General features: G+C 62.5%; 22 protein-coding genes and 1 riboswitch. Of the genes, 15 read left to right on the top strand and 7 right to left on the bottom strand.

The features are described from left to right. Positions 1–9: 9 nt before the first annotated feature. Together ACZ9EJ_RS08750 and fumC are read right to left on the bottom strand one after the other, a co-directional pair. Positions 10–1,080, bottom strand: coding sequence for a GGDEF domain-containing protein (locus ACZ9EJ_RS08750; RefSeq protein WP_046642200.1), 1,071 nt, complete (start codon positions 1,078–1,080; stop codon positions 10–12). Positions 1,081–1,372: 292 nt separating this feature from the next. Beyond that, a complete protein-coding gene (gene fumC, locus ACZ9EJ_RS08745) occupies positions 1,373–2,764 on the bottom strand; it encodes a class II fumarate hydratase (RefSeq protein ID WP_037082413.1) in 1,392 nt (463 codons plus the stop codon). Between the two features lie 381 nt (positions 2,765–3,145). Here fumC and ACZ9EJ_RS08740 point away from each other — a divergent pair, with 381 nt between their 5' ends. After that, positions 3,146–5,083 (top strand): L,D-transpeptidase family protein, encoded by a 1,938-nt coding sequence (locus ACZ9EJ_RS08740; RefSeq protein ID WP_080955849.1) that lies wholly within the window; start codon positions 3,146–3,148, stop codon positions 5,081–5,083. A gap of 63 nt (positions 5,084–5,146) precedes the next feature. Here the strand turns inward: ACZ9EJ_RS08740 and ACZ9EJ_RS08735 are convergent, their stop codons facing one another. Further along, positions 5,147–5,848, bottom strand: coding sequence for an HAD family hydrolase (locus ACZ9EJ_RS08735; protein WP_080954300.1), 702 nt, complete (start codon positions 5,846–5,848; stop codon positions 5,147–5,149). A gap of 188 nt (positions 5,849–6,036) precedes the next feature. Between ACZ9EJ_RS08735 and rpiA the strand changes: the two genes are divergently transcribed. From rpiA to gor, 3 genes are all read left to right on the top strand, one after another. Beyond that, entirely contained in the window at positions 6,037–6,732 is a 696-nt protein-coding gene (gene rpiA / locus ACZ9EJ_RS08730; RefSeq protein WP_046642199.1) for a ribose-5-phosphate isomerase RpiA, read from the top strand. An 18-nt stretch (positions 6,733–6,750) separates the two neighbouring features. Then, complete coding sequence (locus ACZ9EJ_RS08725; RefSeq protein WP_046642198.1) at positions 6,751–7,464, top strand: DUF2059 domain-containing protein; 714 nt, start codon at positions 6,751–6,753, stop codon at positions 7,462–7,464. Positions 7,465–7,581: 117 nt separating this feature from the next. Then, positions 7,582–8,970, top strand: a complete 1,389-nt coding sequence (gor, locus tag ACZ9EJ_RS08720) for a glutathione-disulfide reductase (RefSeq protein ID WP_046642197.1) — start codon at positions 7,582–7,584, stop codon at positions 8,968–8,970. Positions 8,971–8,988: 18 nt separating this feature from the next. Here the strand turns inward: gor and ACZ9EJ_RS08715 are convergent, their stop codons facing one another. Further along, positions 8,989–10,329 (bottom strand): TadE/TadG family type IV pilus assembly protein, encoded by a 1,341-nt coding sequence (locus ACZ9EJ_RS08715; RefSeq protein WP_046642196.1) that lies wholly within the window; start codon positions 10,327–10,329, stop codon positions 8,989–8,991. 280 nt (positions 10,330–10,609) lie between these two features. Between ACZ9EJ_RS08715 and ACZ9EJ_RS08710 the strand changes: the two genes are divergently transcribed. The 5 genes from ACZ9EJ_RS08710 to bluB all read left to right on the top strand — a co-directional run bounded on the left by ACZ9EJ_RS08710 (position 10,610) and on the right by bluB (position 16,112). Next, complete coding sequence (locus ACZ9EJ_RS08710; protein WP_046642195.1) at positions 10,610–11,983, top strand: class II 3-deoxy-7-phosphoheptulonate synthase; 1,374 nt, start codon at positions 10,610–10,612, stop codon at positions 11,981–11,983. A 155-nt stretch (positions 11,984–12,138) separates the two neighbouring features. Then, positions 12,139–12,549 (top strand): GFA family protein, encoded by a 411-nt coding sequence (locus ACZ9EJ_RS08705; RefSeq protein WP_046642194.1) that lies wholly within the window; start codon positions 12,139–12,141, stop codon positions 12,547–12,549. A gap of 60 nt (positions 12,550–12,609) precedes the next feature. Continuing rightward, positions 12,610–14,283 carry an NAD+ synthase gene (locus ACZ9EJ_RS08700; protein ID WP_046642193.1) on the top strand — a complete coding sequence of 558 codons (1,674 nt, stop codon included), beginning with the start codon at positions 12,610–12,612 and terminating at the stop codon, positions 14,281–14,283. Positions 14,284–14,298: 15 nt separating this feature from the next. Next, positions 14,299–15,129 (top strand): TolB family protein, encoded by an 831-nt coding sequence (locus tag ACZ9EJ_RS08695; RefSeq protein WP_046642211.1) that lies wholly within the window; start codon positions 14,299–14,301, stop codon positions 15,127–15,129. 27 nt (positions 15,130–15,156) lie between these two features. Continuing rightward, a riboswitch (cobalamin riboswitch) is annotated at positions 15,157–15,345 on the top strand. A gap of 80 nt (positions 15,346–15,425) precedes the next feature. Continuing rightward, positions 15,426–16,112 carry a 5,6-dimethylbenzimidazole synthase gene (gene bluB, locus ACZ9EJ_RS08690; RefSeq protein WP_046642192.1) on the top strand — a complete coding sequence of 229 codons (687 nt, stop codon included), beginning with the start codon at positions 15,426–15,428 and terminating at the stop codon, positions 16,110–16,112. Here bluB and ACZ9EJ_RS08685 read toward each other — a convergent pair whose 3' ends face one another. Continuing rightward, positions 16,113–16,796 (bottom strand): hypothetical protein, encoded by a 684-nt coding sequence (locus ACZ9EJ_RS08685; protein WP_255742947.1) that lies wholly within the window; start codon positions 16,794–16,796, stop codon positions 16,113–16,115. It abuts the gene before it with no gap. 150 nt (positions 16,797–16,946) lie between these two features. Beyond that, entirely contained in the window at positions 16,947–19,274 is a 2,328-nt protein-coding gene (locus ACZ9EJ_RS08680) for an NADP-dependent malic enzyme (RefSeq protein WP_046642190.1), read from the bottom strand. Between the two features lie 233 nt (positions 19,275–19,507). Here ACZ9EJ_RS08680 and ACZ9EJ_RS08675 point away from each other — a divergent pair, with 233 nt between their 5' ends. Both ACZ9EJ_RS08675 and ACZ9EJ_RS08670 read left to right on the top strand, forming a co-directional pair. Continuing rightward, positions 19,508–20,311, top strand: a complete 804-nt coding sequence (locus ACZ9EJ_RS08675) for a UDP-2,3-diacylglucosamine diphosphatase (protein ID WP_080954303.1) — start codon at positions 19,508–19,510, stop codon at positions 20,309–20,311. A 67-nt stretch (positions 20,312–20,378) separates the two neighbouring features. After that, complete coding sequence (locus tag ACZ9EJ_RS08670) at positions 20,379–21,608, top strand: MFS transporter (RefSeq protein ID WP_476098968.1); 1,230 nt, start codon at positions 20,379–20,381, stop codon at positions 21,606–21,608. Here ACZ9EJ_RS08670 and dgcA read toward each other — a convergent pair. After that, positions 21,578–22,561: an N-acetyl-D-Glu racemase DgcA gene (gene dgcA, locus ACZ9EJ_RS08665; protein WP_046642187.1), complete on the bottom strand. Its 984-nt coding sequence runs from the start codon at positions 22,559–22,561 to the stop codon at positions 21,578–21,580. The two genes, ACZ9EJ_RS08670 and dgcA, sit on opposite strands and share 31 nt — an antisense overlap. Positions 22,562–22,714: 153 nt before the next feature. Here dgcA and ACZ9EJ_RS08660 point away from each other — a divergent pair, with 153 nt between their 5' ends. From ACZ9EJ_RS08660 to ACZ9EJ_RS08645, 4 genes are read left to right on the top strand one after another with little or no spacing between them, the layout of a single operon-like run. Further along, positions 22,715–23,824 (top strand): ABC transporter permease, encoded by a 1,110-nt coding sequence (locus ACZ9EJ_RS08660; RefSeq protein WP_046636180.1) that lies wholly within the window; start codon positions 22,715–22,717, stop codon positions 23,822–23,824. Next, positions 23,824–24,669, top strand: coding sequence for an ABC transporter ATP-binding protein (locus ACZ9EJ_RS08655; protein ID WP_046642186.1), 846 nt, complete (start codon positions 23,824–23,826; stop codon positions 24,667–24,669). Before ACZ9EJ_RS08660 ends, ACZ9EJ_RS08655 begins: the two co-directional genes overlap by 1 nt. Positions 24,670–24,677: 8 nt before the next feature. Further along, a complete protein-coding gene (locus ACZ9EJ_RS08650) occupies positions 24,678–26,048 on the top strand; it encodes an MlaD family protein (protein WP_046636155.1) in 1,371 nt (456 codons plus the stop codon). A gap of 35 nt (positions 26,049–26,083) precedes the next feature. Next, entirely contained in the window at positions 26,084–26,701 is a 618-nt protein-coding gene (locus tag ACZ9EJ_RS08645) for an ABC-type transport auxiliary lipoprotein family protein (RefSeq protein WP_046642185.1), read from the top strand. Positions 26,702–26,996 lie beyond the last annotated feature (295 nt).

Here is a 26,996-nt window from a genome sequence, read left to right as displayed (position 1 = left end):
AAGGGAATTCTACTTCCTGTAGATCAGCCAGCTCTTGCCGACATAGTCCTTTTTCATGCTGTCTTCAAAGAAGACCGAGCGATTCCGGCCAGAGTGCTTGGCGCTGTAGAGGGCCGTATCGGCATTGGCGTAGAGTTCTCCCGGATCGCTTGCCTGCGAGCCCATCGCAAAGCCGAGAGAAATAGTGACCGGGCCGTAGTCGATGCCGGAACGCGAATTGCGGAAGATGCGGGTTTCCAGCGCGCGGCGGACCCGCTCGCAGATGATCATCACCTCTTCCGGCGTGTTGCCTTCGACGATGATCGCGAATTCCTCGCCGCCGGAGCGAGCGACGAAGACATCCTTGCGGACGTTCGAGCGGATCACGGAGGCAACCGTCGCGAGGATCTTGTCGCCGACCGGATGACCGTAGCTGTCGTTGATCTTCTTGAAGTTGTCGATATCGGCCAGCACCAGTGCGGTGACCGGCAGCAGGGCCGTATTGTCGTAGGTCGCCGCAAGGCGTTCGTCGAAGGCCCGGCGGTTGGCGATCCGGGTCAGGGAGTCGGTGTTGGCGATACGCTTGTACTCATCGAGTTCGCGGCGCACCTGATCCATTTCCTGCGAGCGCTGGACGACGCCGCCGACGGTCTTTTCGCCGTGCGCCATGGTGCTACCCGTCGCTTCGCTCAGGAGCGCCAGCGCGCTGGTCAGCAGGTCGTTGGAAAAATTGCTCTTGGAGTTGATCCGCTGCGCCGTTTCTCCTAGCAGCTTGCCGTAGCTTTCGAGCGAGCTCTGTTCCTGACGCAACAGTTTCAGAAGCGCGTCGAGTTCGCCAAGAAGCCGGGTGTGGGCGTCTTCGATGACCGCCACCTGTCCGGTTCCGAGATAGCGATGCGAAAGCCCGTCCAGCTCCTCCTGCGTGGCACGGCTTCCGAGTGCCGCCAGATCGCGGGTCAGATCGGGGTTGGAACCGATATAGGCCTCATAAAAAAGCTGATAGTTGCGAGGGATCGGCGCGACCCCCATCGATCGCACCGCATAGATGATCTGGCCGATCAGATCGCTGGATTGCGCTCTCGGCGCCGCTGCCGTCGTCATCGACGATCCCCACTAGGTCCCACCTGTATGCTATGAAACGAAGTAGTATGTGAAAAATGTTCGAAAAGAATTAAGGGGTGGGAGATGAAGAGCTTATTCTTAAATTTATTTCGCATTTCTGAAATACCCGTTTTTCCCTCAAAATTAATGGGTTTACAGACTTCGATCCCGAAAAGTTATTCACCGGTAGAATGTTGATATATTATCGGAATTAACCCATCTGGGCTGACCGAAAGAGAAAGCCCGCCTTTCGGGAGGCGGGCTTTCTCGTTATATTGTAAATCGGGTCGCCTTATTTTGGGCCGATCATGTTCTCCGGGCGGACATACTGGTCGAATTCCTCGTTCGTCAGGTATCCGCCGCCGACTGCTTCTTCGCGAAGCGTCGTGCCATTCTTGTGGGCGGTCTTGGCGATCTTGGCGCAGATGTCGTAGCCGAGCCTGGTGTTGAGGGCGGTGACCAGCATCAGCGAGTTCTCCACGCCGCGGCGGATATTGTCTTCCCGGGCCTCGATGCCGACCACGCAATTGTCGGTGAAGGAGACCGCGGCGTCGCCGAGCAGCTGGACCGACTGCAGGAAATTGTAGGCCATCATCGGATTGTAGACGTTGAGCTCGAAATGGCCCTGGCTGCCGGCGAAGGTGAGAGCCGCATGGTTGCCGAAGATGTGGGCGCAGACCTGGGTGAGCGCTTCCGACTGCGTCGGGTTGACCTTGCCCGGCATGATCGACGAACCCGGCTCGTTTTCCGGCAGCGACAGTTCGCCGAGGCCGGCACGCGGGCCGGAGCCAAGGAAACGGATGTCGTTGGCGATCTTGAAGAGCGCGGCGGCGGCTGCGTTGATCGCGCCGTGTGCGAAAACCATCGAGTCGTGCGAGGCGAGCGCCTCGAACTTGTTCGGTGCGGTCACGAAGGGCAGGCCGGTGATCTTCGAGATCTCCTCGGCGACCTTTTCGGCAAACCCGACCGGAGCGTTGAGGCCGGTGCCGACCGCCGTGCCGCCCTGGGCGAGCTTGGAAAGCGCCGGCAGCGTCAGTTCGATATTGGCGATCGCCGAGCCGACCTGCGCCGCGTAACCGGAGAATTCCTGGCCGAGCGTCAGCGGAGTGGCGTCCTGCGTATGGGTGCGGCCGATCTTGATGATGTGGGAGAAGGCCTTGACCTTCACTTCCAACGCTTCGTGCAGATGCTTGAGCGACGGGATCAGGTGGCGCACGATGGTTTCGACGCAGGCGATGTGCATGGCCGTCGGATAGGTGTCGTTCGACGACTGGCTCATGTTGACGTGGTCGTTCGGGTGCACGGGCTTCTTGGAGCCCATCACGCCGCCGAGCATTTCGATCGCGCGGTTGGAGATCACCTCGTTGGCGTTCATGTTCGACTGGGTGCCGGAACCGGTCTGCCAGACGACGAGCGGGAAATGGTCGTCGAGCTTGCCGTCGATGACTTCCTGCGCCGCTTCGACGATAACCTTGCCGATCGAAGCGTCGAGGCCGCCCAGTTCCATATTGGCGCGGGCGGCGGCCTGCTTGACGATGCCGAGCGCACGCACGACCGCGAGCGGTTGTTTTTCCCAGCCGATCTTGAAGTTGCCAAGCGAGCGCTGCGCCTGGGCCCCCCAATAACGGTCGCTCGCCACGTCGATCGGGCCAAACGTATCGGTTTCGGTGCGGGTCGATGCCATCTTCGCTGCCTCTTTTTGCTCGTGGTCGCTGCCGGTGTCTTGAAAGATCAACAACGCGTTACCGCGTCGGAGCCGGCCGGCGGCATTACTATACGATTGGTGAACGTCCGCAAGCCGGCCGAACAGGCTTTTTGGCAGGCTTTCGTCGTGCCTTTTATGACACGGACCCCGGAATTATACACGGGAATCCGCCCTCCGGCCGGGTGCTTGTCGGTGGTCGTCAGTAAAAATTTAACGAATAGTTTCTTAACCTTCCGGCTGCGCGCCGATGCTGTTTCCGGAGGAGCCGAAATCCGCCGGCCACTCGGGCGTTTCTTTCCATCCCTCGCGCGATCGGTTAGATGGCGTGATACATATTCGAGCCCGCGGATCAAGACGCGGATGCAGGTGACGGGGACGACATTGCAGCACAAACACAAAAAAACTTCGATCGCATTGGCGCTCGTCTCCGGCATCTCGATGTTTACCGGAGCGGCCGTTCCCGCACATGCCGTGACACTTCTCGACCTCCTGCGCGGCGGTCCCGGCGCGGAACGGGCAGGGCGGGCCGATAACGGCCTGCCGGGCGTCGGCGGCAATACCGGCATGCCGACCGAGCGCAGCCTCGCCGATCCCGAGCCGCTGCCGAAAGTCTCCGGTCCCCGATATTACACCTACAAACCCGATGCCGAGCGGGCCGTGAAGACCGCCGCCTTCGCCGCAGCGTCTGCGACGGACGGCACGCGCCTCCTCACCGAGGCCAGGGTTTCGGCTCCGGCGGAAATCGCGACCGCTCTCGAGGCCTTCTACGGCAAGGCTGCCGAGCCCCTGTGGATTTCCGGAGGCGACGTCAATGAGAAGGCGAGGGGCGTGCTGTCGCTCTTCGAGCGGGCCGGCGAATACGGGCTGGAACCAGCCGACTATATCCTGCCGGTCCCGGCGCTGACCACGGCAAGCGTCGCGGCGCCGACGGATTCTGCGACCCCCATCAATGTCTCCGCAACGACATCTGCGCCGGTTTCCGCCGCCGACAGCCACGATCGCTCGCTGATGCAGTTCGAACTGGCGCTGTCGGAAAAGGTGCTGACGTTCGCCCAGGACATGACGCGTGGCCGCATCGACCCGAACAAGGTGTCCGGTTACCACGACTTCAAGCGCAAGGACGGCAAGCTGTCGCTCGTCCTGCCTTTCGCGCAGACCGGCACCGACGTGGCGGCCTATCTTGAAGGCCTCGCGCCGCAGAGCCCTCAATTCCAGGCGCTGAAGGCGGAGCTTGCAACGCTGCGCGCCGCAGCGGCCAACGACGGTCCGCAGATCTCGCTGCCGAGCGACATTCTCCTGAAGCCGGGCAAGAGCAGCGCGGATATGGCGAACATCATCGCCGCAATCCAGCATACCGGTTCGGAAGCGCTGAAGACCAAGCATGCGGCGACGCTGGCGGCCTATCAGCAGACCCCGGACTACACGCCGGAACTCGTCGATGTCGTGAAGTCCTTCCAGGCGGAAGTCGGTCTCAAGGCCGATGGCGTCATCGGCAATGCGACGGTGCGCAAGATGGTCGGCCATACGTCGAAGGACAAGATCCAGAAGGTCGAAGTCGCCATGGAGCAGGTGCGCTGGCTGCCGGACGATCTCGGCCAGCGTTACGTCTTCATCAACCAGCCGGCGTTCACGGTCTACTACCATGACCGTGGTGCCGAACAGTTCTCGATGCGCGTCGTGGTCGGCAGCAAGTCCAACCAGACCTATTTCTTCCAGGACGAAATTGAAACCGTCGAGTTCAATCCCTATTGGGGCGTGCCGCAGTCGATCATCATCAACGAGATGCTGCCGCACCTGCGCCAGGATCCGAGCTACCTCGACCGGATGGGTTACGAGGTATCGGTCGGCGGCAGGGCGGTCCCGTCGAGCAGCGTCAACTGGTTCGGCTCGACCGACAAGATTTCCGTGCGCCAGCCGCCCTCGGGTGACAATGCGCTCGGCGACCTGAAGATCCTGTTCCCGAACAGCCACGCGATCTACATGCACGACACGCCCTCGAAGAGCTTCTTCCAGCGCGACATGCGGGCGCTGAGCCACGGCTGTGTCCGTCTTGCCGAACCGCGCAAGATGGCGGCCGCCGTACTCGGCACCACGATCGAGGACGTGAACGGACGGATCGCCGCCGGCGAGAACGTCGCCGCCAAGGTGCCGGTCAGGATCCCGGTCTACGTCGCCTATTTCACCGCCTGGCCGAACAAGGACGGCAAGGTCGAGTATTTTGACGACGTCTATGGCCGCGACGATGCGACGGTGAAGGCTTTCGTGGCCACCACCAAGGTCCGGGCGGCCCAGAGCTGAGGTCAGCTTCCGGGCAGAGAACGAGTTTCGGATTGCAGAAGAAGGCGGCCTCCGGGCCGCTTTTTATTTGGCGGCCGCCAGCCGCTTCACATCGGCGGAAATCAGCGTTTCCACCATCTCCACGGTCAGTTCGTCATAACCGCCGATCACCCGATCCGGGTTGAGCGTATCGACTGCCACGTCGGAATAACCGAAGGTTACGGCGATGGAGGCGATGCCGGCATTCTGCGCTGCAAGGATATCGTTGACGCTGTCGCCGATCATGACGCTTGTCGGGGGATCGCCGCCGGCCCGTTCTATCGTACCGAAAATGTGCCGGGCATCCGGCTTGCGGACGGCGAAGGTATCGCCGCAGGTCATCGCGACGAAGCGACCCAGAAGGCCGAGCTTTTCGAGAAGCGGGAAGGCGAGCCGTTCGGACTTGTTGGTACAGACCGCGAGCCGCATCCCGGCCGCCGACAGGCGATCGAGACAGGCGATGACGCCGTCATAGGGCCGGCTTCTACCCGGCATCTGCGCCTCGTAGTGGTCCATGTAGCGATCGAACAGCCTGGCCGCCGTCTGCTCGTCGAGCGGAACCCTGCGAAGTTCGAAGGCGCGGCGGATCATCACGCGCACGCCCTGGCCGACGAGATGGGTAAGGTCCTCGAAGGTCACCGGCTGGAGACCGACGTCCTCGATCGTATAGTTGAGGCTGTCGATAAGATCCGGTGCGGTGTCGATCAGCGTGCCGTCGAGGTCGAAAATGACGAGTGGGGCGGTCAAAGGAACCTCTTGAGCGTCGTTCGGGAGATGTCCCGGATTAAGCAATGCTGCCGTGAAAAGCAAATATGCGAGATTCGCCCATCTTCGTAAAACCCATGGCTTCGTAAAACCCGCCGCGAGGGGACTTTCGTTTGCGGGGAGAGGCGTGTAAACAGCGGGTCGGCAAAAACAAAGGGAGCTTTTGGCGGATGGACGCCCGGGAAATGAAAGTCAAGGCGGCGCAAGCGGCACTGGCCTATGTCGAGGATGGCATGAGGCTGGGTATCGGCACCGGTTCGACGGCGGACGAATTCGTCAGGCTACTCGCCGAGAAGGTCCATGGCGGCTTCAAGGTCGAAGGCGTGCCGACGTCCGAGCGCACCGCGAGGCTCTGCGTCGAGCTCGGCATTCCGCTGAAATCGCTCGAAGAGCTTCCGGAACTCGATCTGACGATCGACGGTGCCGATGAAGTCGATGCCAACCTGACCCTGATCAAGGGCGGCGGCGGCGCATTGCTGCGCGAAAAGATCGTTGCCGCGGCGTCTGCCCGCATGATCGTGATTGCCGACGAAAGCAAGCTGGTCGATATGCTCGGAGCCTATCCGCTGCCGATCGAGATCAATCCCTTCGGCCAGACGGCGACCCAGATTGCCATCGAAAAGGCCGCTTCCCGGTTAGGATTGACCGGTGAGTTGAAGCTGCGCAAATCGGGGGCTGAAGTCTTCACGACGGACGGCGGCCACTACATTTTCGACGCATCTTTTGGCCGCATTCCTGATGCAGAGGCACTGTCGGCGGAGCTTAATTTCATTCCCGGTGTCGTGGAACACGGGCTGTTCATTCATATGGCGTCCTTAGCGATCATTGCCGGTGAGGCTGGAGCGCGGACGCTTGAGGCGAAGTAAACTAGGAGCAACCAACTCATGATCAGATTCGCGGTTATCGGCCGTGCCGCCGCTGTGGCCATTCTCTTCTCCGGCGCCTTCACGGTATCGGTTCGCGCGCAGGAAGTTTCGGAAGCCCAGCTCGCCGCCGCACGCGATGCGATCACGGCGCTCAACGTCACGGATCGCTACGACAATATCCTGCCCAACCTGGCAGAGCGTCTGAAGGCCCAGTTCATCCAGGCCTCTCCGAACTTCCAGGGCCAGATTTCCAACGTCGTCGACGAGCAGGCGCTCGTGCTTGCACCGCGCCGTGCCGATCTCGAAAAGGAAGCGGCGACAATTTACGCCAAGAGCTTCTCGGTCGATGAACTGAAGTCGATTTCCACCTTCTTCAACACGGAGACCGGCAAGAAGCTGCTGACCACGCAGCCGCTCGTCAGCCGTGAACTGACCAAGGCCGCTGAAATCTGGGCAAACGGGATTTCCCGCGACCTGACCAACCAGAGTTCGGAAAAGCTGCGTGGCATCATCGACGCAAACCCGATCGCGGCGCCGGTCGTCGATCCGGCTCCGGCTGAAGCACAGGCTGCTGCACCAGTACCGGCAAAGCCTGCTACTCCGCCGGCTCCTGCCAAGCCCGCTGCTGCGCCTGCGGCCAAGCCCGCTGCTCCGGCCGCTGCTGCTCCGGCAAAGCCCGCTGCTCCGGCTGTAAAGCCGGCTCCGGCTCCGGCGCCCGCGCCGAAGCCCTGACAACATCGTCGGCCCGTCGAATTTTAAGGAAGCCCGGAGCAATCCGGGCTTTTCCTTTTGTGCCTCTCATCCCTATATGTGAGCCACGTCCAGCCGCCTGCTCTCAAGGAGAATACCATGACCGCCTATGACTATGATCTCTTCGTGATTGGCGGCGGATCGGGCGGGGTGAGGGCGGGCCGCGTGGCGGCATCGCTCGGCAAGCGGGTGGCGATCGCCGAGGAATATCGTTTTGGCGGCACCTGCGTCATTCGCGGCTGCGTGCCGAAGAAGCTCTTCGTCTACGCATCGCAATATCACGAACATTTCGAGGACGCGGTCGGTTACGGCTGGGAAGCCGGAGCGAGCACGTTCGACTGGAAGAAGCTGATCGCCGCCAAGGACAGGGAGATCGCCCGCCTCGAAGGCCTCTATCGCAAGGGTCTTGAGAACAACGGTGCGGAAATCCTGGAGACCCGCGCCGAACTAGTCGATGCCCATACGATCCGGCTCGTGAAGACCGGCAGGACCGTGACCGCCGAAAAGATCGTCATCGCCACCGGCGGCGCGCCCAACCCGCATGCGGCGCTGCCCGGCCATGAGCTCTGCATCTCGTCCAACGAGGCCTTCGATCTGCCCGAACTGCCGCGCTCCATCTTGATCGCCGGCGGCGGTTATATCGCGGTCGAGTTCGCCAACATCTTCCACGGCCTCGGCGTCGATGTGACGCTGATCTATCGCGGCAAGGAGATCCTGTCGCGCTTCGACCACGACATGCGCCAGGGCCTGCACAAGGCGATGGTCGAGAAGGGCATCCGCATCGTGCTGACGGACGTGATCGAGGAGGTCACCAAGGCGCCGGCAGGCGGGCTTGTCGCCAGGACAATGAGCGGCGAGACGATTGCCGTCGACACCATCATGCTGGCACTCGGGCGCGATCCGAATACCGGGGGGCTGGGCCTGGAGGCCGCGGGCGTCGAGATGAACGAGCGCGGCGCCATCGTCGTCGACAGATATTCCCGAACCAGCGTGCCGCATATCTATGCGCTCGGCGATGTCACCGACCGGGTACAGCTGACGCCGGTGGCGATCCACGAGGCGATGTGCTTCATCGAAACCGAATACAGGAACAATCCGACCGCCCCCGACCACGACCTGATCGCCACCGCCGTCTTCTCGCAGCCGGAGATCGGCACTGTCGGCCTGTCGGAAGAGGAGGCCGCCAAGCACTATCCGGAACTCGAGGTCTACCGCGCCGAATTCCGGCCGATGAAGGCGACGCTTTCGGGACGGGCGGAGAAAATGATCATGAAGCTGGTGGTCGATGCGGCAAGCCGCAAGGTGGTCGGCGCCCACATCCTCGGCCACGATGCCGGCGAGATGGCGCAGCTTCTCGGCATTTCGCTGAAGGCCGGCGTCACCAAGGATGATTTCGACCGCACCATGGCCGTCCATCCGACGGCAGCGGAAGAGCTGGTCACCATGTACAACCCGAGCTACCGGGTGAAGAACGGTGAGCGCATCTGACGCGCTCGCCAGTTCCTGTTAGCTGGTGATCCGTGGCGCGCTGACGATCTTGCGGAAAAGCGTATTCATGGCGGCGGCGATGCCTTCGGTCGGGCTCACCTCGAAATAATAACCTTCGGTGGCACAGGCCCGCATGTTGTTCGGTATGCTTGGCTGGAACGGGGCGATCCAGTTGTTGTAGAAGCCGTTCTCGGGCAGAGGCAGATAGGTTGTGTAGAGCACGGCAATCTTCACGCCCCGAAGCTTTATGTCGTTGCAGTATTCGACGTCGATCGGTTCCATGCAGCGCGGCAGTTGTTCCGACCCCTTTTTCGTGTAGGTCAGCTTCTTCTTGCAGTTGGAGCGCTGCGCATCGCCGACGCCATCGCCAACCAGGAAGACGATCGCCTGCCGGTCGGCGGTGCTTGTGCCAAGGCCCGTCGACTTGATCTTCTCGTCGATGCCTGTCAGAGCCGCATTGTAGTCGGTCTGATTGTTCGGGTAATCGTGACTCGGGATGCTCATCAGCCCGATATTTTCCGTGGCCTTGCCGAGGGCCTCCAGATCGGTCGTCGGAGTGGCGACCGTATAGAGGTTCGCGTCGAGCGCGGAGCGCCCGAACGTGTAAGCCGACATCCGGAACTGATTGTTGACGGTCTGCGTATCCTTGGCGGTCGTCATCAGCGCGGCGACCGCATCGGCCACAACGTCGATACGGATCGTCGCTCCGATCTTTTTGGCGAGGTTGTAATAGCTGTCCTTGTCCTCGACGCCGCTTTCCGAGACGACGTGGCAGGCGAATGCGCAATCCTTGTCTTTTCCGTTGCGGCCATTGATGGTGGCTGCCCGGAGTTTGGCGACATCCGCGGGTGTCGCCCCGACGCCCATCGAAGGCGTATTGTCGAGCAGCATGTAGAAGTCGAGGAACGAGGGCGTCTGGTATTGCGCGGTGGCCTGGCCGGAAACGGTGATGTCGTCCTTGCCGAGGATCGTCATAAAAGTGGTGGGCAAGGTCGCGCTGAACGATACATGCGAGGTCAGGATGCCGTTGTTCTTCGCGACCGCGATATCGACATTGACCGGCAGGGTGGAAAGCTCGCCGAGCATCTGACCGAGGAAGATGCTTCGTGCCTCGGCCGGATCGAGCGCCACGCTTCCGTCGCCCGGCAGCTGCATCGCCTGAGCGACGGCCTTCGATTTTTCGGCGATCGCGCCGACGGCGGCCGCATCGGCCGCACCGACGAGTTGCTGCTTGACGGAGAGCGCGTGCCCGAAATCGAGCGCCATGCCGGCTGTTCCGATCAGCGGAACCAGTAGAAAGGCAGTCATGACGCCGAAATTGCCGCCGCGATCCTTCCAGAAACGTGTCATCGGATGCATTGCCTGCTCCCCAGCAAGAAAACCCGGCAGGAACGTCGCGCAAATTCGTGAAATTGTGGCTAAGAACGGCATTAAGATTGAAGGTATGTCCTGATTTCATACTGCATGCGATCCGGCCGACTACGGCGTCATCTTGATATTCGTGGCGTCTCGCGGGGGACGGGGCCGGCGGTGAAGCGGGCAAAACGGCTATGCAACGCCGCTGTTAAGGTCTATAAGCCGCCTCGATTTTAAAGACTTGCCCGGCAGAGGATGGCCGAGGCTGAAACAGGTGAGCGAGATGGCACAGAATTGGACCCCGAGCAGTTGGCGGCAAAAACCGATCCAGCAGGTCCCGGAATTCCCGGACAACGCCGCTTTGGCGGCGACTGAAGCTCAGCTCGCCACCTTTCCGCCGCTTGTCTTTGCCGGTGAGGCCCGCCGCCTGAAGAAGCAGCTCGCCAGCGTCGCGGAAGGCAATGCCTTCCTGCTGCAGGGCGGCGACTGCGCAGAAAGCTTCGTCGAACACGGCGCGGACAATATCCGCGACTTCTTCCGTTCGTTCCTGCAGATGGCGGTTGTCCTGACCTATGGCGCCCAGCTTCCGGTCGTCAAGGTCGGCCGCATCGCCGGCCAGTTCGCCAAGCCGCGTTCGTCGAACATTGAAGTGCAGGGCGGCGTCGAACTGCCGTCCTACCGCGGCGATATCATCAACGGCATCGAGTTCTCGCCAGAGTCGCGCATTCCCGATCCGGAACGTCAGATGATGGCCTATCGCCAGTCGGCGGCGACGCTCAACCTTTTGCGCGCCTTTGCGATGGGCGGTTATGCCAACCTCGAAAACGTCCACAGGTGGATGCTCGGCTTCGTCAAGGATAGCCCCCAGGGCGAGCGTTACCGCAAGCTCGCCGATCGCATCAGCGAAACCATGGATTTCATGAAGGCGATTGGCATTACGGCCGAAAACCAGCCGAGCCTGCGCGAGACGGACTTCTTCACCAGCCATGAAGCGCTGCTGCTCGGTTACGAAGAAGCCTTCACCCGCGTCGACTCCACTTCGGGCGACTGGTACGCGACGTCGGGCCACATGCTGTGGATCGGCGACCGCACCCGCCAGCTCGACCATGCGCATGTCGAATATTTCCGCGGCATCAAGAACCCGATCGGTCTCAAATGCGGTCCCTCGCTGCAGGCCGACAACCTAATCGAGCTGATCGACGCGCTGAACCCGGCCAACGAAGCCGGCCGCCTGACGCTGATCTGCCGTTTCGGCCATGACAAGGTCGCCGAGAACCTGCCGAAGCTGATCCGCGCCGTCGAGCGCGAGGGCAAGAAGGTCGTCTGGTCCTGCGACCCGATGCACGGCAATACGATCACGCTCAACAACTACAAGACCCGGCCGTTCGATCGGATCCTGTCGGAAGTCGAAAGCTTCTTCCAGATCCACCGTGCGGAAGGCACCCATCCGGGCGGCATCCATATCGAGATGACCGGCAAGGACGTCACAGAATGCACCGGCGGCGCCCGTGCGGTTAGCGCCGGCGACCTGCAGGACCGCTACCACACCCATTGCGACCCGCGCCTCAACGCCGACCAGGCGCTGGAACTGGCCTTCCTGCTCGCCGAGCGGATGAAGAGCGGCCGCGACGAAAAGCGGATGGTCGTCAACGGCTGAACCGCCGCGCATGATGGTTGGAAATCAGAAAGGTCGGCGGTGACGCCGGCCTTTCTTCGTATTGTTTCCCCTGATGGTCATCATCAACCGAATAGATTTGACCCCGAGGCCCGTGCTCGCGACACTGAGCGTCTCGCGTTCATTGGGGATGGTGCATGCAGCAGAAGAACAGCGGTCGTTGCCTCTGCGGAGCGATCCGGTTTGAAACGGTTGGTCCGCTGCGGACGGTCACGGCCTGCCATTGTTCGCAATGTCGCCGCCAGACCGGGCTCTATTATGCGGCGACCAGCGTTCGTGCCGAGAATCTGACGCTTGAAGGCGAGGAGACGCTGAGCTGGTATCGCGCCAGCGATGAGGCGCGGCGCGGCTTCTGCTCGCAATGCGGCTCGGCGCTGTTCTGGCAGGCGGAGGGCGCGGCAAGCATTTCGATCCTGGCGGGCGCCTTCGACCAGCCGAGCGGGCTTGTCATGGGCGAGCATATCTATTGCGCCCACAAGGGAGATTTCTACCAGTTGCCGGAGGACGGCGTGCCGCATTATCCGGGCGATCGTCCCGCATCCGCCTGAACCATAAAAAACTCAAGGAACAACGTTGCCGCCGCCTGCGGCTGACGTTAAATCGGTACCATGACCCAGGACATCAGCCAGACTTTCCGCATCGCCGTCGCCCAGCTCAACCCGACCGTCGGCGACATCGCCGGCAACTTGGCGCTGGCTCGTGAAGCCCGAAGAGATGCTGCCCGCGAAGAGGCGGATATCATCCTGTTCACCGAGCTCTTCCTGTCCGGTTATCCGCCGGAGGACCTCGTCCTGAAACCGGCTTTCCTGAAGGCCTGCCTGAAGGCGGTCGAGGAGCTTGCGGCCGATACGGCCGACGGCGGCCCCGGCGTCATCATCGGTTTTCCGCGCCAGGGGAGCGAGGGCCGGCACAATTCGATCGCCGTGCTCGACGGCGGCAAGGTGATCGCGGTGCGCGACAAGATCGACCTGCCGAACTATGGCGAGTTCGACGAGAAGCGCGTCTTCATCGCCGGCGAGATGCCCGGACCGGTGAATTTTCGAGGCGTCCGGCTCGGCATCCCGATCTGCGAGGACATCTGGGGCGATCTCGGCGTCTGCGAGACCCTGTCGGAAAGCGGCGCGGAAATCCTGCTCGTGCCGAACGGTTCGCCCTATTATCGCGGCAAGGTGGATATCCGCCATCAGGTCGTGCTGAAACAGGTGATCGAGACCGGCCTGCCGATGATCTACGCGGCCCAGCTCGGCGGCCAGGACGAACTGGTCTTCGACGGCGCCAGCTTCGCCTTCAACGTGGACAAGTCGCTCGCCTTCCAGATGAGCCAGTTCGAGCCGGCCGTTGCTGTCACCGAATGGAGACGGATCGGCGAGACCTGGCATTGCGCCCGCGGGCCGATGGCGCGCATCCCGGAAAAGGAGGAAGCGGACTATCGCGCCTGCCTCCTCGGCTTCCGCGACTACGTCAACAAGAACGGTTTCAAGTCGGTCGTGCTCGGCCTGTCCGGCGGCATCGACAGCGCCATCTGCGCGGCGATCGCCGTCGATGCGCTGGGTGAGGAGAGGGTGCGCGCGGTGATGCTGCCCTATCGCTATACGTCGGAGGATTCGCTGAAGGATGCGGCCGATTGCGCCAGGGCGCTCGGCTGCCGTTACGACATCGTGCAGATCGCCGAGCCGGTGGACGGGTTCTCGTCGGCGCTTGCCGAACTGTTCGAGGGAACCGAGGAAGGCATTACCGAGGAGAACCTTCAGAGCCGTGCGCGCGGCACGATCCTGATGGCGATCTCCAACAAGTTCGGCTCGATGGTGGTAACGACCGGCAACAAGTCGGAAATGTCGGTCGGTTATGCGACCCTCTACGGCGACATGAACGGCGGCTTCAATCCGATCAAGGATCTCTACAAGATGCAGGTCTACGCGCTGGCCGCCTGGCGCAACGATCACCTGCCGCCGACGGCCTTGGGTCCAAGCGGCGAGGTGATCCCGAAGAACATCATCTCCAAGGCGCCGTCCGCGGAACTGCGACCCAACCAGACCGATCAGGACTCGCTGCCGCCCTATCCGGTACTCGACGACATCCTCGAATGCCTGGTCGAGCTGGAGATGGGCACGGAAGAGATCATCGCCCGCGGCCACGACATCGCCACCGTTCACCGGATCGAGCACCTGCTTTATCTCGCCGAATACAAGCGGCGCCAATCGGCACCGGGCGTCAAGATCACCAAGAAGAACTTCGGTCGCGACCGGCGTTATCCGATCACCAACCGGTTCAGGGATCGGTAGGAGAGGATCATGGCCCTGCGCAGCTCGGTCGAGATCTTCAATATCCGGACGAGGACGATGCGGGTGGTCTGGCAGACCGAAGCCCTGTTCGAGGCGCCCAACTGGTCGCCCGACGGGCGCTACCTGATGCTTAACAGCGAGGGCCTGATCTATCGGCTGTCACCGGATGGAGACGGCGGTCCGCAGCGCGTCGATACCGGCTTTGCCGGACAATGCAACAATGACCACGGCATTTCGCCGGACGGTTCGCTGATCGCCATTTCCGACAAGGTGGAGTTCGGCAAGTCGGCGATCTATGTCCTTCCCGCCGAAGGCGGCACGCCGAGGCTGGTGACGCAGAACCTGCCGTCCTATTGGCACGGCTGGTCGCTGGACGGAAAAAACTTCGCCTATTGCGGCATTCGGGGCGACGAGTTCGATATTTATACGATCGGCATCGAAGGCGGTGCAGAGTCGCGGCTGACCTTCGGCGAGGGCCGCAACGACGGACCGGATTATTCGCCGGATGGAAAATGGATCTACTTCAATTCCAGCCGCACCGGGCTGATGCAGATCTGGCGCGTTCCGGCATCAGGCGGCCCGGCCGAGCGGATCACCGACGGCGGTTACGGCGACTGGTTTCCGCATCCGTCACCGAAAGGTGACAAGATCGTCTTTGTCTCCTACGACGCCGATGTCTTCGACCATCCGCGCGACCACGACGTCCGCGTCCGGCTGATGGACATGGATGGCGGCAATGTCGAGACGCTGTTCGATCTCTTCGGCGGTCAGGGCACGATGAACTCGCCCAACTGGTCACCTGACGGCGATGAGTTTGCCTACGTGCGCTATTTCCCCGTCGCATGAACACCTTGCGCCGAGGATGGCGCGGGGGCATAACCGATCCTGTCAGGTGCCGGCGACAAGCCGGAGAATCGGGAATCCGGGGCAGATCCGGAACGTGCCCAACGCTGTGAGGTGGACGCTCGGCCGCAGGATTTGAGGCCACTGGGAAACCGGGAAGGCTGCGGCGGGAAGCGGATGAAGCCAAGTCAGAAGACCGGCCTGACACGATAGACCGACCCCGCGCGGACGGCGGAAAGGTTTCGGACCTCTCCTTGCTCTCAAAGGCAGGGGAGCGACGGCATTGTTGGGGACAAACGATGCAGCATGATCCTTTCGCGCATGCCTTGCTGCCTGCCGGTGAATTTTCGAAGGCCGAACGTGCGGCCGTCTACAGGGCGATCGAGACGCGCCGCGACGTGCGCGACCAGTTCCTGCCCGATCCGCTGCCGGACGACCTGGTAAAGCGCCTGCTTGCCGCCGCGCATGCCGCACCCTCGGTCGGCTTCATGCAGCCCTGGAATTTCGTCCTCATCCGCGATCCGGCGGTGCGGGAGGCGGCTCGAGCCGCCTTCTCGCGTGCCAATGACGAAGCCGTGGAGATGTTTCCGGACGAGAGCCGTGACCTCTACCGCAGCCTCAAGCTCGAAGGCATCGTCAAGGCGCCGCTGTCGATCTGCGTCACCTGCGATCCGGATCGTGCCGGCCCGGTCGTGCTCGGCCGCACCCACAATCCGCGCATGGATGCCTATTCGACCGTCTGCGCCGTGCAGAACCTGTGGCTGGCGGCAAGGGCCGAGGGCGTCGGCGTCGGCTGGGTCAGTATCTTTCGCGACGAGGACGTGCGCACGCTGCTCGGCATTCCCGACCGCATCGAGATCGTCGCCTGGCTCTGCCTCGGTTATATCGACCAGCTCTATGGCGAGCCGGAACTGGCGCTCAAGGGGTGGCGCCAGCGCCTGGCCCTGGATGAACTGGTCTTTCAGGACCGATGGGAGAACCGCTGATTATTGCTGCGGCTGCGGTCCTGCCGATTTCGGATTGCTGAGATCGATATCCGCTTCGGGCAGGAAAGCAGGCCCGACGGTGCGCACCTTCTTGTTTGGATCGTATGGCCGCTCGGGCGGCGGTGAGGCGGGCGGGCGGACCGCGGCCTGTGGCTTTTGCGGGCGGGTCTGCAGTTTGGTAACCCCGGAATAGGGCTGCTCTTCGGTGGGAAGCTCGATGCCCGGCACCTTTCGGCGGTCGTCGACAACAGGCGGCAGCGGCTCGAAGGAAGGGATGCAGCGCTGCTCGCGAATGGCGGCGAGAATGGCATTGCGCTCTTCCGAAGGCAGGATCATCTGCCGCGAACTGTTCCGTTCCGCCGCAAGCGCGTCGCGACTCTGCTCCATTCGCTCCAGCGCATCCCGCATCTGGCCGCAGACCTCGGCATTCGGGCCACCCAGAACCACGATGCTGCCATTGCCGCAGCCGGCGCGGCGCATGTCGATCCGGAGCTCGCGGATATCCGAATTGTATTCGCCGAGCTGCTGGGCATAGCTGCGCGCCACGGACGTGCTGCCGATGATCTGCGGGCTGTTTCCAAGTTTCCGGTAAAGGACCGCACAAACGGCAGGGTCTCCCGCCAGCGCTGCGGCAGGCAGAAGCAAGAGCGGTATGGTCAGCAGGCCGCGAATCGGTATCGGCAATTCCGGCATCCTCTCCTAATGGGAGATGGCATCATGGAGCGTGTCGGTTGACAATCTCATAAAGCCGCGATCACCGCACGCCGAAATCCATCCCCGGTGCCTTTCGAGCCCCAAACGGGGCCCGCGCCAAAGCAGGAGAAGAAATGCAGCTCAGAGTTGAGCTTGCAGATTGGGCTGGGATGCCTCCACGACGGCAAGCGCCGCCATGTTCACCACGCCGCGCGACGTGACCGAGGACGACAGGATATGCGCCGGCTGGGCCGCCCCGAGAAGAATGGGGCCGACATGCAGGGCGTCCGTCAGGTTGCGCACGAGGCCGAGCGAGATGTTTGCCGCATCGAGGTTCGGGAAGACCAGCAGGTTGGCCTCGCCGGTCAGCGAACTGTTCGGCATGGCCCGCTTGCGCAGCGTTTCCGACAGGGCAGAACCGCCCTGCATTTCGCCGTCCACTTCCAGTTCCGGCGCCTGCTGGCGCACCAGCTTCAGGGCGGCCCGCATCTTCTGGGCGCTTTCGGAATCGCGCGAGCCGAAATTCGAATGGCAGATCAGCGCCGCCTTCGGAGTGATGCCGAACCGGCGAATTTCCTCGGCCGCCAGAATGGTGATCTCGGCGATTTCCTGCGCGGACGGGTTGTAGTTCACGAACGTGTCGGTGAAGAACATCGCGCCGCGCTGGGAGATGACCAGGCTGAGGCCCGAGAAGGCGCAGACGCCCGGCCGCTTGCCGATGATCTGGTTCACGTCGCTGAGGTGCTTGTCGTAGCGTCCCTCGACGCCGCAGATCAGCGCGTCGGCATCGCCGCGCTTGACCGCCAGGGCACCGATCACCGTATTGTTGGTGCGCACGATTGTGCGTGCCGCCTCCGGATTGATGCCTTCACGGCCGACCAGTGCGAAATATTCGTCGACATAGTCGCGATAGCGCGGATCGTCTTCCGGGTTGACCACGGCGAAATCGACATTCGGGCGGATACGGATGCCGAAACGCGCCAGCCGCGCCTCGATGACCGAAGGACGGCCGATCAGGATCGGCATCGCCGTCTTTTCCTCGAGCAGGACCTGGGCGGCACGCAGCACGCGTTCGTCCTCGCCTTCCGAAAAGATCACGCGGTTCTTTTCGGATACCTTGGCGGCGCTGAAGATCGGCTTCATGACGAAACCGGAGCGCCAGACGAAGCGGTTCAACTGGTCGAGATAAGCCTCGAAATCCTGGATTGGCCGGGATGCGACGCCGGTCTCCGCGGCAGCCCTGGCGACCGCCGGTGCGATTCGCAGGATGAGGCGCGGGTCGAAAGGCGAGGGGATGAGGTAGTCGGGGCCGAAGATCGGAGTCTCGCCGGAATAGGCGCGCGCCGCGACGTCGGAGACCTCCTCGCGCGCAAGCGCCGCGATCGCCTTGACCGCCGCCATCTTCATTTCCTCGTTGATCGTCCGGGCGCCGCAATCGAGCGCGCCGCGGAAGATGTAGGGGAAGCACAGGACATTGTTGACCTGGTTCGGGAAGTCCGAACGGCCGGTGCAGATCATCGCGTCGGGCCGGGCGGCGCGGGCAAGCTCGGGCATGATTTCCGGCGTCGGATTGGCGAGCGCCATGATCAGCGGCTTCTCGGCCATCTGCTCCAGGAGTTCGGGCTTCAGTACGCCGGCGGCAGAGAGGCCGAGGAACACGTCGGCACCGCCGATGCTGTCGGCCAGCACGCGCTTGTCGGATTTCTGGGTGTAGATTTCCTTCCACTCGTCCATCAGCGTGTTGCGCCCGTCATAGACGAGGCCTTCGATGTCGTGGACCCAGATATTCTCTTTCTTGGCGCCGAGCGAAACGAGGAGATGCAGGCAGGCAAGCGCCGCGGCACCGGCGCCCGACGTCACGATCTTTACGTCGGCGATGTTCTTGCCGGCGAGTTCCAGCCCGTTCAGGACTGCGGCGGCGACGATGATCGCCGTGCCGTGCTGGTCGTCGTGGAAGACCGGGATGTTCATTTTTTCACGCAGCCGGCGTTCGACTTCGAAACACTCCGGCGACTTGATGTCTTCGAGGTTGATTCCGCCGAAGGTCGGCTCGAGCGCCGAAACGGTAGAGACCATCGCCTCGATGCCGGGCGCGTCGATCTCGATGTCGAAAACGTCGATGCCTGCGAATTTCTTGAAGAGGACGGCCTTGCCTTCCATGACCGGCTTCGAGGCCAGCGGGCCGATATTGCCGAGACCGAGCACGGCCGAGCCGTTGGAGACGACGGCGACGAGGTTGGCGCGGGCGGTATAGTCCGCGGCCAAGTCCGGGTTGTCGCGGATCGCCAGGCACGGTGCTGCAACGCCCGGAGAATAGGCAAGCGCCAGGTCGCGCTGGTTGCCGAGCGGCTTCGTCGCCTGGATCTCCAGCTTGCCGGGCCGCGGATAGCGGTGGAAGAACAGCGCCTGCTCGTCGAGATCGCCGCTGACCGGCATGGTCGGCGACTTCGGTTTGTCCTGCGCGTTCATGTTTCCTCCTGGGCTTGCATGTTCTGTCTTTGAGGGGTCGAAAGGAGAGACCTCTCATTACATCAATCGACCCAAAGCAACAGCAGCTAATTTTGCGGTCACGGCGGAAATTGGAACATGGCCGATTGGGCGCGGTACGCACCTTTCCCGGTCCCTGTCATCATCCTGAAACACGAGTCTGGTTTTGAAGCCAACAGAAGCGGCAGCGAAAGGACGACTTCGTGACCGGTGAGATGGATACAAGACATTTCAGAACGCTCTTCATTTCGGACGTTCATCTGGGCTCCAAGGCAGCCCGAACGGACTTCCTCCTGGATTTCCTGCGCTATCATGAAGCGGATACCATTTTCCTGGTCGGCGACATCGTCGATGGCTGGCGGCTGAAGCGCAACTGGTATTGGCCGCAGGGCTGCAACGACGTGGTTCAGAAGCTGCTGCGCAAGGCGCGCAAGGGTACCCGCATCGTCTACATCCCCGGCAACCACGATGAATTCCTGCGCTCTTTCCCAGGCACGCATTTCGGCGGCATCGAAGTCGCCGAGCGCGAGATCTACGAGATGGCCGACGGCAAGAAATACCTGATCCTGCATGGAGACGAATTCGACGTCGTGGTCCGCAATGCCCGCCTGCTCGCCTATCTCGGCGACTGGGCCTATGACGCGGCGATCGTCATCAACATCGGCCTTGCCGCCATCCGCCGCCGTCTCGGCATGCCCTACTGGTCCTTCTCCGCCTGGGCGAAGCTACAGGTCAAGCACGCCGTCAATTTCATCGGCGAGTTCCAGCGGGTCGTTGCCGACGAAGCCCGCCGCAACAATGTCGATGGCGTCATCTGCGGCCATATCCATCACGCCGTCATGGAGGACATCGACGGCATCCACTACGTCAATACCGGCGACTGGGTGGAAAGCTGCACGGCGATCGCCGAGAACTTCGACGGCACGCTGGAAATGATTTCCTGGCAGAACATCGCCGCCACGGCGGAGATCAAGTCCTTGCCGGCGCCGCAATCCATCGAGGACATGCGGGCCGCCTGAACGGCCTGCCACAGATGGACGGCCCGGCCGGAGGGCTACATCTGGCCATAGGCAGGCACAAGGGTGTGTGTTAGGTAAGCTGAAACTTCAGCAACCCACCCGTGAAATCGTGATTCCCTCAAATACGGCGCAAGCTGCGCCCCGGTTCTTCCAGTTGCGCTGTGCGATCGCCTATGGGGCGCCGCTCGGGGTGAACGGAGTGATTCTGCCCTATCTGCCCGTCTGGCTCGACGGGCTTGCCTTTACCGAATTCGAAATCGGCCTCGTGCTCGCAGCCCAGCTTCTGCTGCGCGTGGCTGCCGCCCCGGTTGCCGGCCTGCTTGCCGACCGCATGACGGAACGGATCCTCATGCTCGCCTGGTCCGGCGCGTTGTCGTTGTTGACCGCATTCGCCATGTTCTTCACCCACGACTTCTGGCCGGTTCTCATCGTCATCGCCGTTCAGGCGGCGGTTTTCGCGCCCTATGCGCCGATCGTCGAATCGATCGCCGTCAGCGGGGTCCGGCGCTGGGGTTTTCAGTACGGTTCGATGCGCGTCTGGGGATCCGTCGGCTTCGTGGCCGTGGCGCTCGTCGTCGGCGAACTCCGCGGATTCTGGGGTTTCCAGGCCATCCCCTGGGCGATAGCGGTCGGTTTTCTCCTGACCGTCGCGGTCGCCTTCGCGGCTCCGAAGCTCGGCCGGGCGGTTGCAAGGCCGGATCCGGAGAGGATGCCTCAGCCGAGCTCGCTCAGAAGGCTCGACCTGCACTTGCTGATGATCGGCGCGTCGGTGGCGCAGGCGGGCCACGGCATGTTCTATACGTTCGGCACCATCCACTGGCAGCAGATCGGCTTTTCGAGCGGCTCGATCGGCGTCCTGTGGAGCGCGGCCGTCCTGTCGGAGATAATCGTCTTCTTCGCCGCCGGCTGGATTGCCAGACGGATTTCGCCCTGGACGCTGATGCGAATCGGTTGTGCCGTTGCCGTGGTCCGCTGGACACTGTTTCCGATGCCGCTCGACTTCTGGGGATATCTGGCGCTGCAGGCCACCCACGCCTTCACGTTCGCCTTCGTGCATATCGGCATCCAGCACCGGCTGGTCGAGGCGGTGCGCGAAGACCAGGAGGCCTCGATGCAGGGCGCCTATGTCTTCTACAACGGCGTTTTTCTCGCGCTGGCGACGGTGCTCTCCGGCGTACTGTACCGCCAGTTCGGCCCGACGAGCTATGTGGCGATGTCGGTCCTGGCGCTGGTCGGCCTGTCGATCATCGCGCTTGCGGCAAGACTTCAGCCCCAGAGGGTCGCTTCCGGCGGGTAGACGAGGGAACCCTCGTAGCGCAGCCCGTCCGGCCGGTCGCGGGAAAGCAGCAGCGGCCCGTCGATATCCGCATAGTCCGCATCCTGGGCAAGCAGCACGGCCGGCGCCATGGCGAGCGAGGAGCCGACCATGCAGCCGATCATCACGGCAAATCCAAGCCGCTGTGCTTCCGCCTTCATCGCCAGCGCCTCGGTCAGTCCGCCGGTCTTGTCGAGCTTGATGTTGACCGCGTCGTACCGGTCGCGGAGGCTTTCCAGGTCCTGCGTGGCGTGCACGCTTTCATCGGCGCAGACGGAAACCAGGCGGCGGATACGGGCAAGCGCCGCATCCTGGCCGGCAGGCAATGGCTGCTCGATCAGTGACACATTGGTTTCCGCGGCAATCGCCATGTGGTGGGCGAGGTTTTCCTCGGTCCATCCTTCGTTCGCATCAACGATGATCCGCGCGGCCGGCGCGGCGTCACGAACGGCCCTCAGCCGCGCCTCGTCATCCTCGGTTCCGAGCTTGACCTTGAGAAGCGGACGTTGCGCGTTCCTTGCAGCTTCGGCCGCCATGGCCTCCGGTTCCCCGAGCGACAGCGTGAAGGCGGTAACGAACGGTTTGCGGCTGGTGGCGCCGATCACATCGGCAACACGTTGCCCGCTCAGCTTTGCCTCGAGGTCCCAGAGAGCGCAGTCGACGGCATTTCGCGCGGCACCCGGCTTCATCCGCCTCTGTAGTTCTGCGCGGCTCAGACCGGCGCGGATGGCATCGGAGACCGCTTCGATCTCCGCCATGACGCCGTCCAGGCTCTCGCCGTAGCGCTTGTACGGCACACATTCGCCACGGCCGGAGGCGCCGTTCTCCCTGACGACGCAGGTGATGACCTCCGCCTCGGTCTTGGAGCCGCGGGAAATCGTGAACGAACCGGCGATTGGAAACGTCTCTATTGTGGCTTCGAGGTGACGGCTCATGGTTTTACGCGTCCCGTTGTGGCAAATCCCTATGACGCAGCTATATTGCCGGTCTCGAAAGTGCGATCAACCGCATCGTATTGAAACTCCTGACAAGCTTAAGCGCGAAAGAAACACGTGACGTTCCAGCCAGCCGAAATCAAGGCCGAAAATATGCCCGGCGACGGCGGTGAACGGTACGTATTGGCCGGCGAATGGCGCGGCCCGACGATAGCGCCTGTGCTCAAGGAGTTCGAGCGGTTCGAAAATGCCGCCAAACGGGGCAAGGTGGAGATCGATCTTTCCGGTATCACCGGCGTCGATACAGCCGGCGCCTGGCTCATCCGCCGGCTGATGACCGCCAAGGGCGGGCAGGGCGGAGAGGCGGCCCTGGTGGGCGGCGAAGGCCCGATCCGGGAATTGATCGGCGTCTTGCCGGAACACGTTCCTGCGCCGCCTGCGGACGGCGGAGCTAAGGGAAACCTGTTCGAACGCCTGTTTGCACCGGTCGGCGAAGTCATGGTCTCGCTCGGCGGCGATTTCTATGCGGCCATGCATATTCTTGGCTCGGCGGTTCGCGGTGCGCAGATGAAGCTCGGCCGTGGCGCAGGCGTCTCGCCGGCCTCGGTCGTCACCCATATCGACCGCATGGGCGTGCGCGCGGTGCCGATCATCGTTCTGATGTCCTTCCTGATCGGCGCGATCATCGCCCAGCAGGGCGCCTTCCAGCTCCGGTATTTCGGCGCCGAGATTTTTGTCGTCGACCTCGTCGGCATCCTGCAGCTTCGCGAAATCGGCGTGCTGCTGACCGCGATCATGATCGCCGGCCGTTCGGGCAGCGCCATCACCGCCGAAATCGGTTCGATGAAGATGCGCGAGGAGATCGACGCATTGACGGTGATCGGTCTCAATCCCGTCGGGGTGCTGATCTTCCCGCGCCTTGTGGCGCTGACCGTGGCGCTGCCGCTGTTGACGATCATCGCCAATTTTTCGGCGCTGTTCGGGGCCGCCGTCGTAGCCCTCGTCTATTCCGGCATCACCTTCGATACCTATCTCTCGCGGCTCCACGAAGCGATCGACCATACTTCCGTCGCCTCCGGCATGATCAAGGCGCCGTTCATGGCGCTCGCGATCGGTATCGTTGCCGCCGTCGAGGGCATGAAGGTCGGCGGCAGTGCCGAATCGCTCGGCCAGCACGTCACCACCTCGGTGGTGAAGTCGATCTTCGCCGTGATCTTCATGGATGCGATGTTTGCCCTCTTCTATTCCGCGATCGATTTCTGATGGAGAACGATGTGGAAGAGGCACCCCGGACCGGGCTCAAGGACAAGGCGAACGGCCGCCAGGTGGTGCTGTCGGTCCGCGACCTGACGGTCGGCTTCGGCGAGAAGCTGGTGCTCGACCACCTGAACCTGGACATCTATCGTGGCGAGATCCTGGGATTTGTCGGCGCGTCCGGCACCGGTAAATCGGTGCTGATGCGCACCGTGCTCGGCCTGCTGCCGCACCGTTCCGGCACGATCCACATTCTCGGCGCCGATTACGACAAGGTCGCGGAAGACGAGCGCATGGCGCTCGATACGCGGCTCGGCGTGCTTTTCCAGCACGGAGCGCTGTTCTCGGCCCTGACGGTGAAGGAAAACATTCAGCTGCCGATGCGCGAATATCTGGATTTGCCGCAGTCGCTGATGGACGAGCTCGCCTATCTGAAGGTCGAAATGGTCGGCCTGCCACCTGACGCGGCCGACAAATATCCATCAGAACTGTCGGGCGGCATGATCAAGCGCGCTGCACTTGCACGTGCCCTGGCGCTCGATCCGGACCTTGTTTTCCTCGACGAGCCGACCTCCGGCCTCGATCCGATCGGCGCTGCCGATTTCGACGCGCTGATCGCCAGGCTGCGCGATACGCTGGGCCTGACCGTCTACATGGTGACACACGACCTCGATAGCCTTTTCTCCGTCTGCGACAGAATAGCTGTGCTCGGCGAGAAACGGGTCTTGGTCGAGGGTACGCTTGAGGATATGTTTGCCTATGACGATCCATGGGTACAGTCCTATTTCCGCGGCAAGCGGGCGCGGTCAGTCGTGGTCCAAGAAAAGCAGCCTGCGGCAGAAGTAGAAGAGTGACGTAATCTATGGAAACGAGAGCCAACTACGCCCTTGTCGGTTTCTTCACCTTGCTGGTGATCGCTGCCGCTTTCGGCTTCGTCTACTGGATGGCACAATCCGGCCGCGGCGGACCGACGGCTGAACTTGCGATCCGCATTCCGGGCTCGGCGAACGGTTTGTCGGTCGGTTCTCCGGTCCGGTTCAACGGCATCCCGGTCGGTTCGGTGCGCAGCCTCACCATCGATCCGGACGATCCCCGTTATTCGATCGCCTTTACCGAAGTGCGGGCCGATGCGCCCGTCTATCAGTCCACCCAGGCCGCACTCGAAGTGCAGGGCCTGACGGGGGCTGCCTATATCGAACTCTCCGGCGGCGCCAAGGGCGAGGAGAACATCCTCCAGAAATCGATCGAGAACGGCCGGCCCGCCGTGCTCATCGCCGAGCAGTCGAGCGTCACCAACCTGCTCGCCACCGCCGACAAGATCCTCGACCGGGCAGACGCGGCGATCGGCGATATTCAAGGCTTTGTCGCCGATGCAAGAGGTCCGCTGACCCAGACAATCCGCAATGTGGAAACCTTCACCTCGGCGCTTGCCCAGAATTCCGACAGCATCGACAAGTTCCTGAACAGCCTCTCGACGCTTTCGACGACGATCGACCGGGTTTCCGGAACGCTGAACTCCACGCTTGCAGCCGCCGAGCGGCTGGTCAGCGCGATCGATGCGGAAAAGATCAATGCCGTGGTTTCCAATACGGAGCGCGCCACGCGCAATATCGCCACGGCCTCGGACAAGTTCGACGACCTGGTGACCAATGTCCGCAACGCTGCCGCCAATTTCGAGAAAGCGGGAGCGGACGCTCAGACCCTTCTGAAGCGCGCCGATACCGTGCTGGGTGCCGTCAATACCGATCAGGTCGCGACGACGATCCGCAATATCACTGCCGCCTCCGAGGACGCCCGCCAGACCATCGGCTCGGCCCGCAGCGTGGTCGACAATTTCGCCCATCGCAAGGACGATATCGACCGGGCGATCGGCGATTTCACCGATCTGGCAAAGAAGCTCAACGACGCTTCGAGCCGCGTCGATGGCATTCTCGCCAAGGTGGACGGACTTGTGTCGAGCGACGACTCGCAAGGCCTGTTCGCCGAGGCGCGCAAGACGCTCGAATCCTTCCGCACCGTTGCCGACAACATCAATGCGCGGGTCGGGCCGATCGCCGACAACCTGTCGCGCTTCTCTGCAGGCGGCCTGAGGGACATCCAGACGCTGGTCAACGACGCGCGCCGCACGGTGCAGTCGCTCGACCAGACGATCACCAATTTCGACCAGAATCCGCAGCGGCTGATCTTCGGCGGCGAGACGGTGAAGGAATATGACGGCAGGACGCGGCGGTAAGCGCAGCGTTTTCGGTGTTTGACAGTGGGGTTTTAATGACCGGTTCGGAGTTACTGATGCGACGTGCGGCGACCCGCGCCTCGGCTCTGCTTGTCCTGCCGCTGATTGCGGCTCTGGTGAGCGGCTGCGGCAGCAAGGCGAACAACGATACGTTCGATCTGTCGATCACTCCCTCCGGCAGGGGCGCTTCCGCCCGCAACCGGCAGATCCTGGTGCCGGAACCCACGGCGCTGAAGCTGCTGAACAGCGAGCAGGTGATCGTGCGCGTTTCGCCTTCCGAGATCCAGTATCTCGCCGATTCCCGCTGGGGCGACCGCCTGCCGGCGCTCGTCCAGTCGAAGCTTGTGGAAGCTTTCGAGAATTCCGGCCGCCTCGGCGGCGTCGGGAAGCCGGGGCAGGGCCTTGCGATCGACTATCAGGTCGTGACCGATATCCGCGCCTTCGAGGTGACCGCTGGCAGCCCCCGCCTCGCCAATGTCGAGATCTCGGCCAAAATCCTCAACGACCGCAACGGCACCGTGCGCGCCCAGAGCGTGTTCAAGGCGACTTCTCCGGTCTCGGGCGCCGAGAACCGCGATTTCATCGAGGCACTGGATCGCGCCTTCGCCAAGGTCGGTGCCGAGATCGTCGACTGGTCGCTGAAGTCGATGTGAGGCATAAACGGCTAAAGTCAGGTTCGCGGATATTCTGAGTTCCACGGGCCGGCCCTACTTGATCCAGTACACCGCCGACGGGGACGCCTGTCTCGTCGGATCGACGCGACGAGTGACGGCGTCCAATCCCGCAAAATCGTTCTTATGAATGTGCGAAAGAGGAAGACCTCTTCGCAGCATCATCCGTGGCTTGTCCATGCCGATGCTATCGGTGCCAAGTGGCAAAGCTCTGTGATCGAAGGCGGGTCATGAAGGCCTCCTCCGGGAGCCTTGCATGTCTTTTTTGCCAGGAGGC

It is taken from the genome of Neorhizobium sp. USDA 3394 (assembly GCF_056280385.1).
This window is presented reverse-complemented; position numbering and strand designations above follow the sequence as displayed.

Excerpts from the sequence above, each read along its gene's own strand:
- ACZ9EJ_RS08750 (WP_046642200.1), bottom strand. The coding sequence starts at position 1,080 with ATGACGACGGCAGCGGCGCCGAGAGCGCAATCCAGCGATCTGATCGGC.
- fumC (WP_037082413.1), bottom strand. The coding sequence starts at position 2,764 with ATGGCATCGACCCGCACCGAAACCGATACGTTTGGCCCGATCGACGTG.
- ACZ9EJ_RS08740 (WP_080955849.1), top strand. The coding sequence starts at position 3,146 with ATGCAGGTGACGGGGACGACATTGCAGCACAAACACAAAAAAACTTCG.
- rpiA (WP_046642199.1), top strand. The coding sequence starts at position 6,037 with ATGGACGCCCGGGAAATGAAAGTCAAGGCGGCGCAAGCGGCACTGGCC.
- ACZ9EJ_RS08725 (WP_046642198.1), top strand. The coding sequence starts at position 6,751 with ATGATCAGATTCGCGGTTATCGGCCGTGCCGCCGCTGTGGCCATTCTC.
- gor (WP_046642197.1), top strand. The coding sequence starts at position 7,582 with ATGACCGCCTATGACTATGATCTCTTCGTGATTGGCGGCGGATCGGGC.
- ACZ9EJ_RS08715 (WP_046642196.1), bottom strand. The coding sequence starts at position 10,329 with ATGCATCCGATGACACGTTTCTGGAAGGATCGCGGCGGCAATTTCGGC.
- ACZ9EJ_RS08710 (WP_046642195.1), top strand. The coding sequence starts at position 10,610 with ATGGCACAGAATTGGACCCCGAGCAGTTGGCGGCAAAAACCGATCCAG.
- ACZ9EJ_RS08705 (WP_046642194.1), top strand. The coding sequence starts at position 12,139 with ATGCAGCAGAAGAACAGCGGTCGTTGCCTCTGCGGAGCGATCCGGTTT.
- ACZ9EJ_RS08700 (WP_046642193.1), top strand. The coding sequence starts at position 12,610 with ATGACCCAGGACATCAGCCAGACTTTCCGCATCGCCGTCGCCCAGCTC.
- bluB (WP_046642192.1), top strand. The coding sequence starts at position 15,426 with ATGCAGCATGATCCTTTCGCGCATGCCTTGCTGCCTGCCGGTGAATTT.
- ACZ9EJ_RS08680 (WP_046642190.1), bottom strand. The coding sequence starts at position 19,274 with ATGAACGCGCAGGACAAACCGAAGTCGCCGACCATGCCGGTCAGCGGC.
- ACZ9EJ_RS08675 (WP_080954303.1), top strand. The coding sequence starts at position 19,508 with ATGGATACAAGACATTTCAGAACGCTCTTCATTTCGGACGTTCATCTG.
- dgcA (WP_046642187.1), bottom strand. The coding sequence starts at position 22,561 with ATGAGCCGTCACCTCGAAGCCACAATAGAGACGTTTCCAATCGCCGGT.
- ACZ9EJ_RS08660 (WP_046636180.1), top strand. The coding sequence starts at position 22,715 with ATGCCCGGCGACGGCGGTGAACGGTACGTATTGGCCGGCGAATGGCGC.
- ACZ9EJ_RS08655 (WP_046642186.1), top strand. The coding sequence starts at position 23,824 with ATGGAGAACGATGTGGAAGAGGCACCCCGGACCGGGCTCAAGGACAAG.
- ACZ9EJ_RS08650 (WP_046636155.1), top strand. The coding sequence starts at position 24,678 with ATGGAAACGAGAGCCAACTACGCCCTTGTCGGTTTCTTCACCTTGCTG.
- ACZ9EJ_RS08645 (WP_046642185.1), top strand. The coding sequence starts at position 26,084 with ATGACCGGTTCGGAGTTACTGATGCGACGTGCGGCGACCCGCGCCTCG.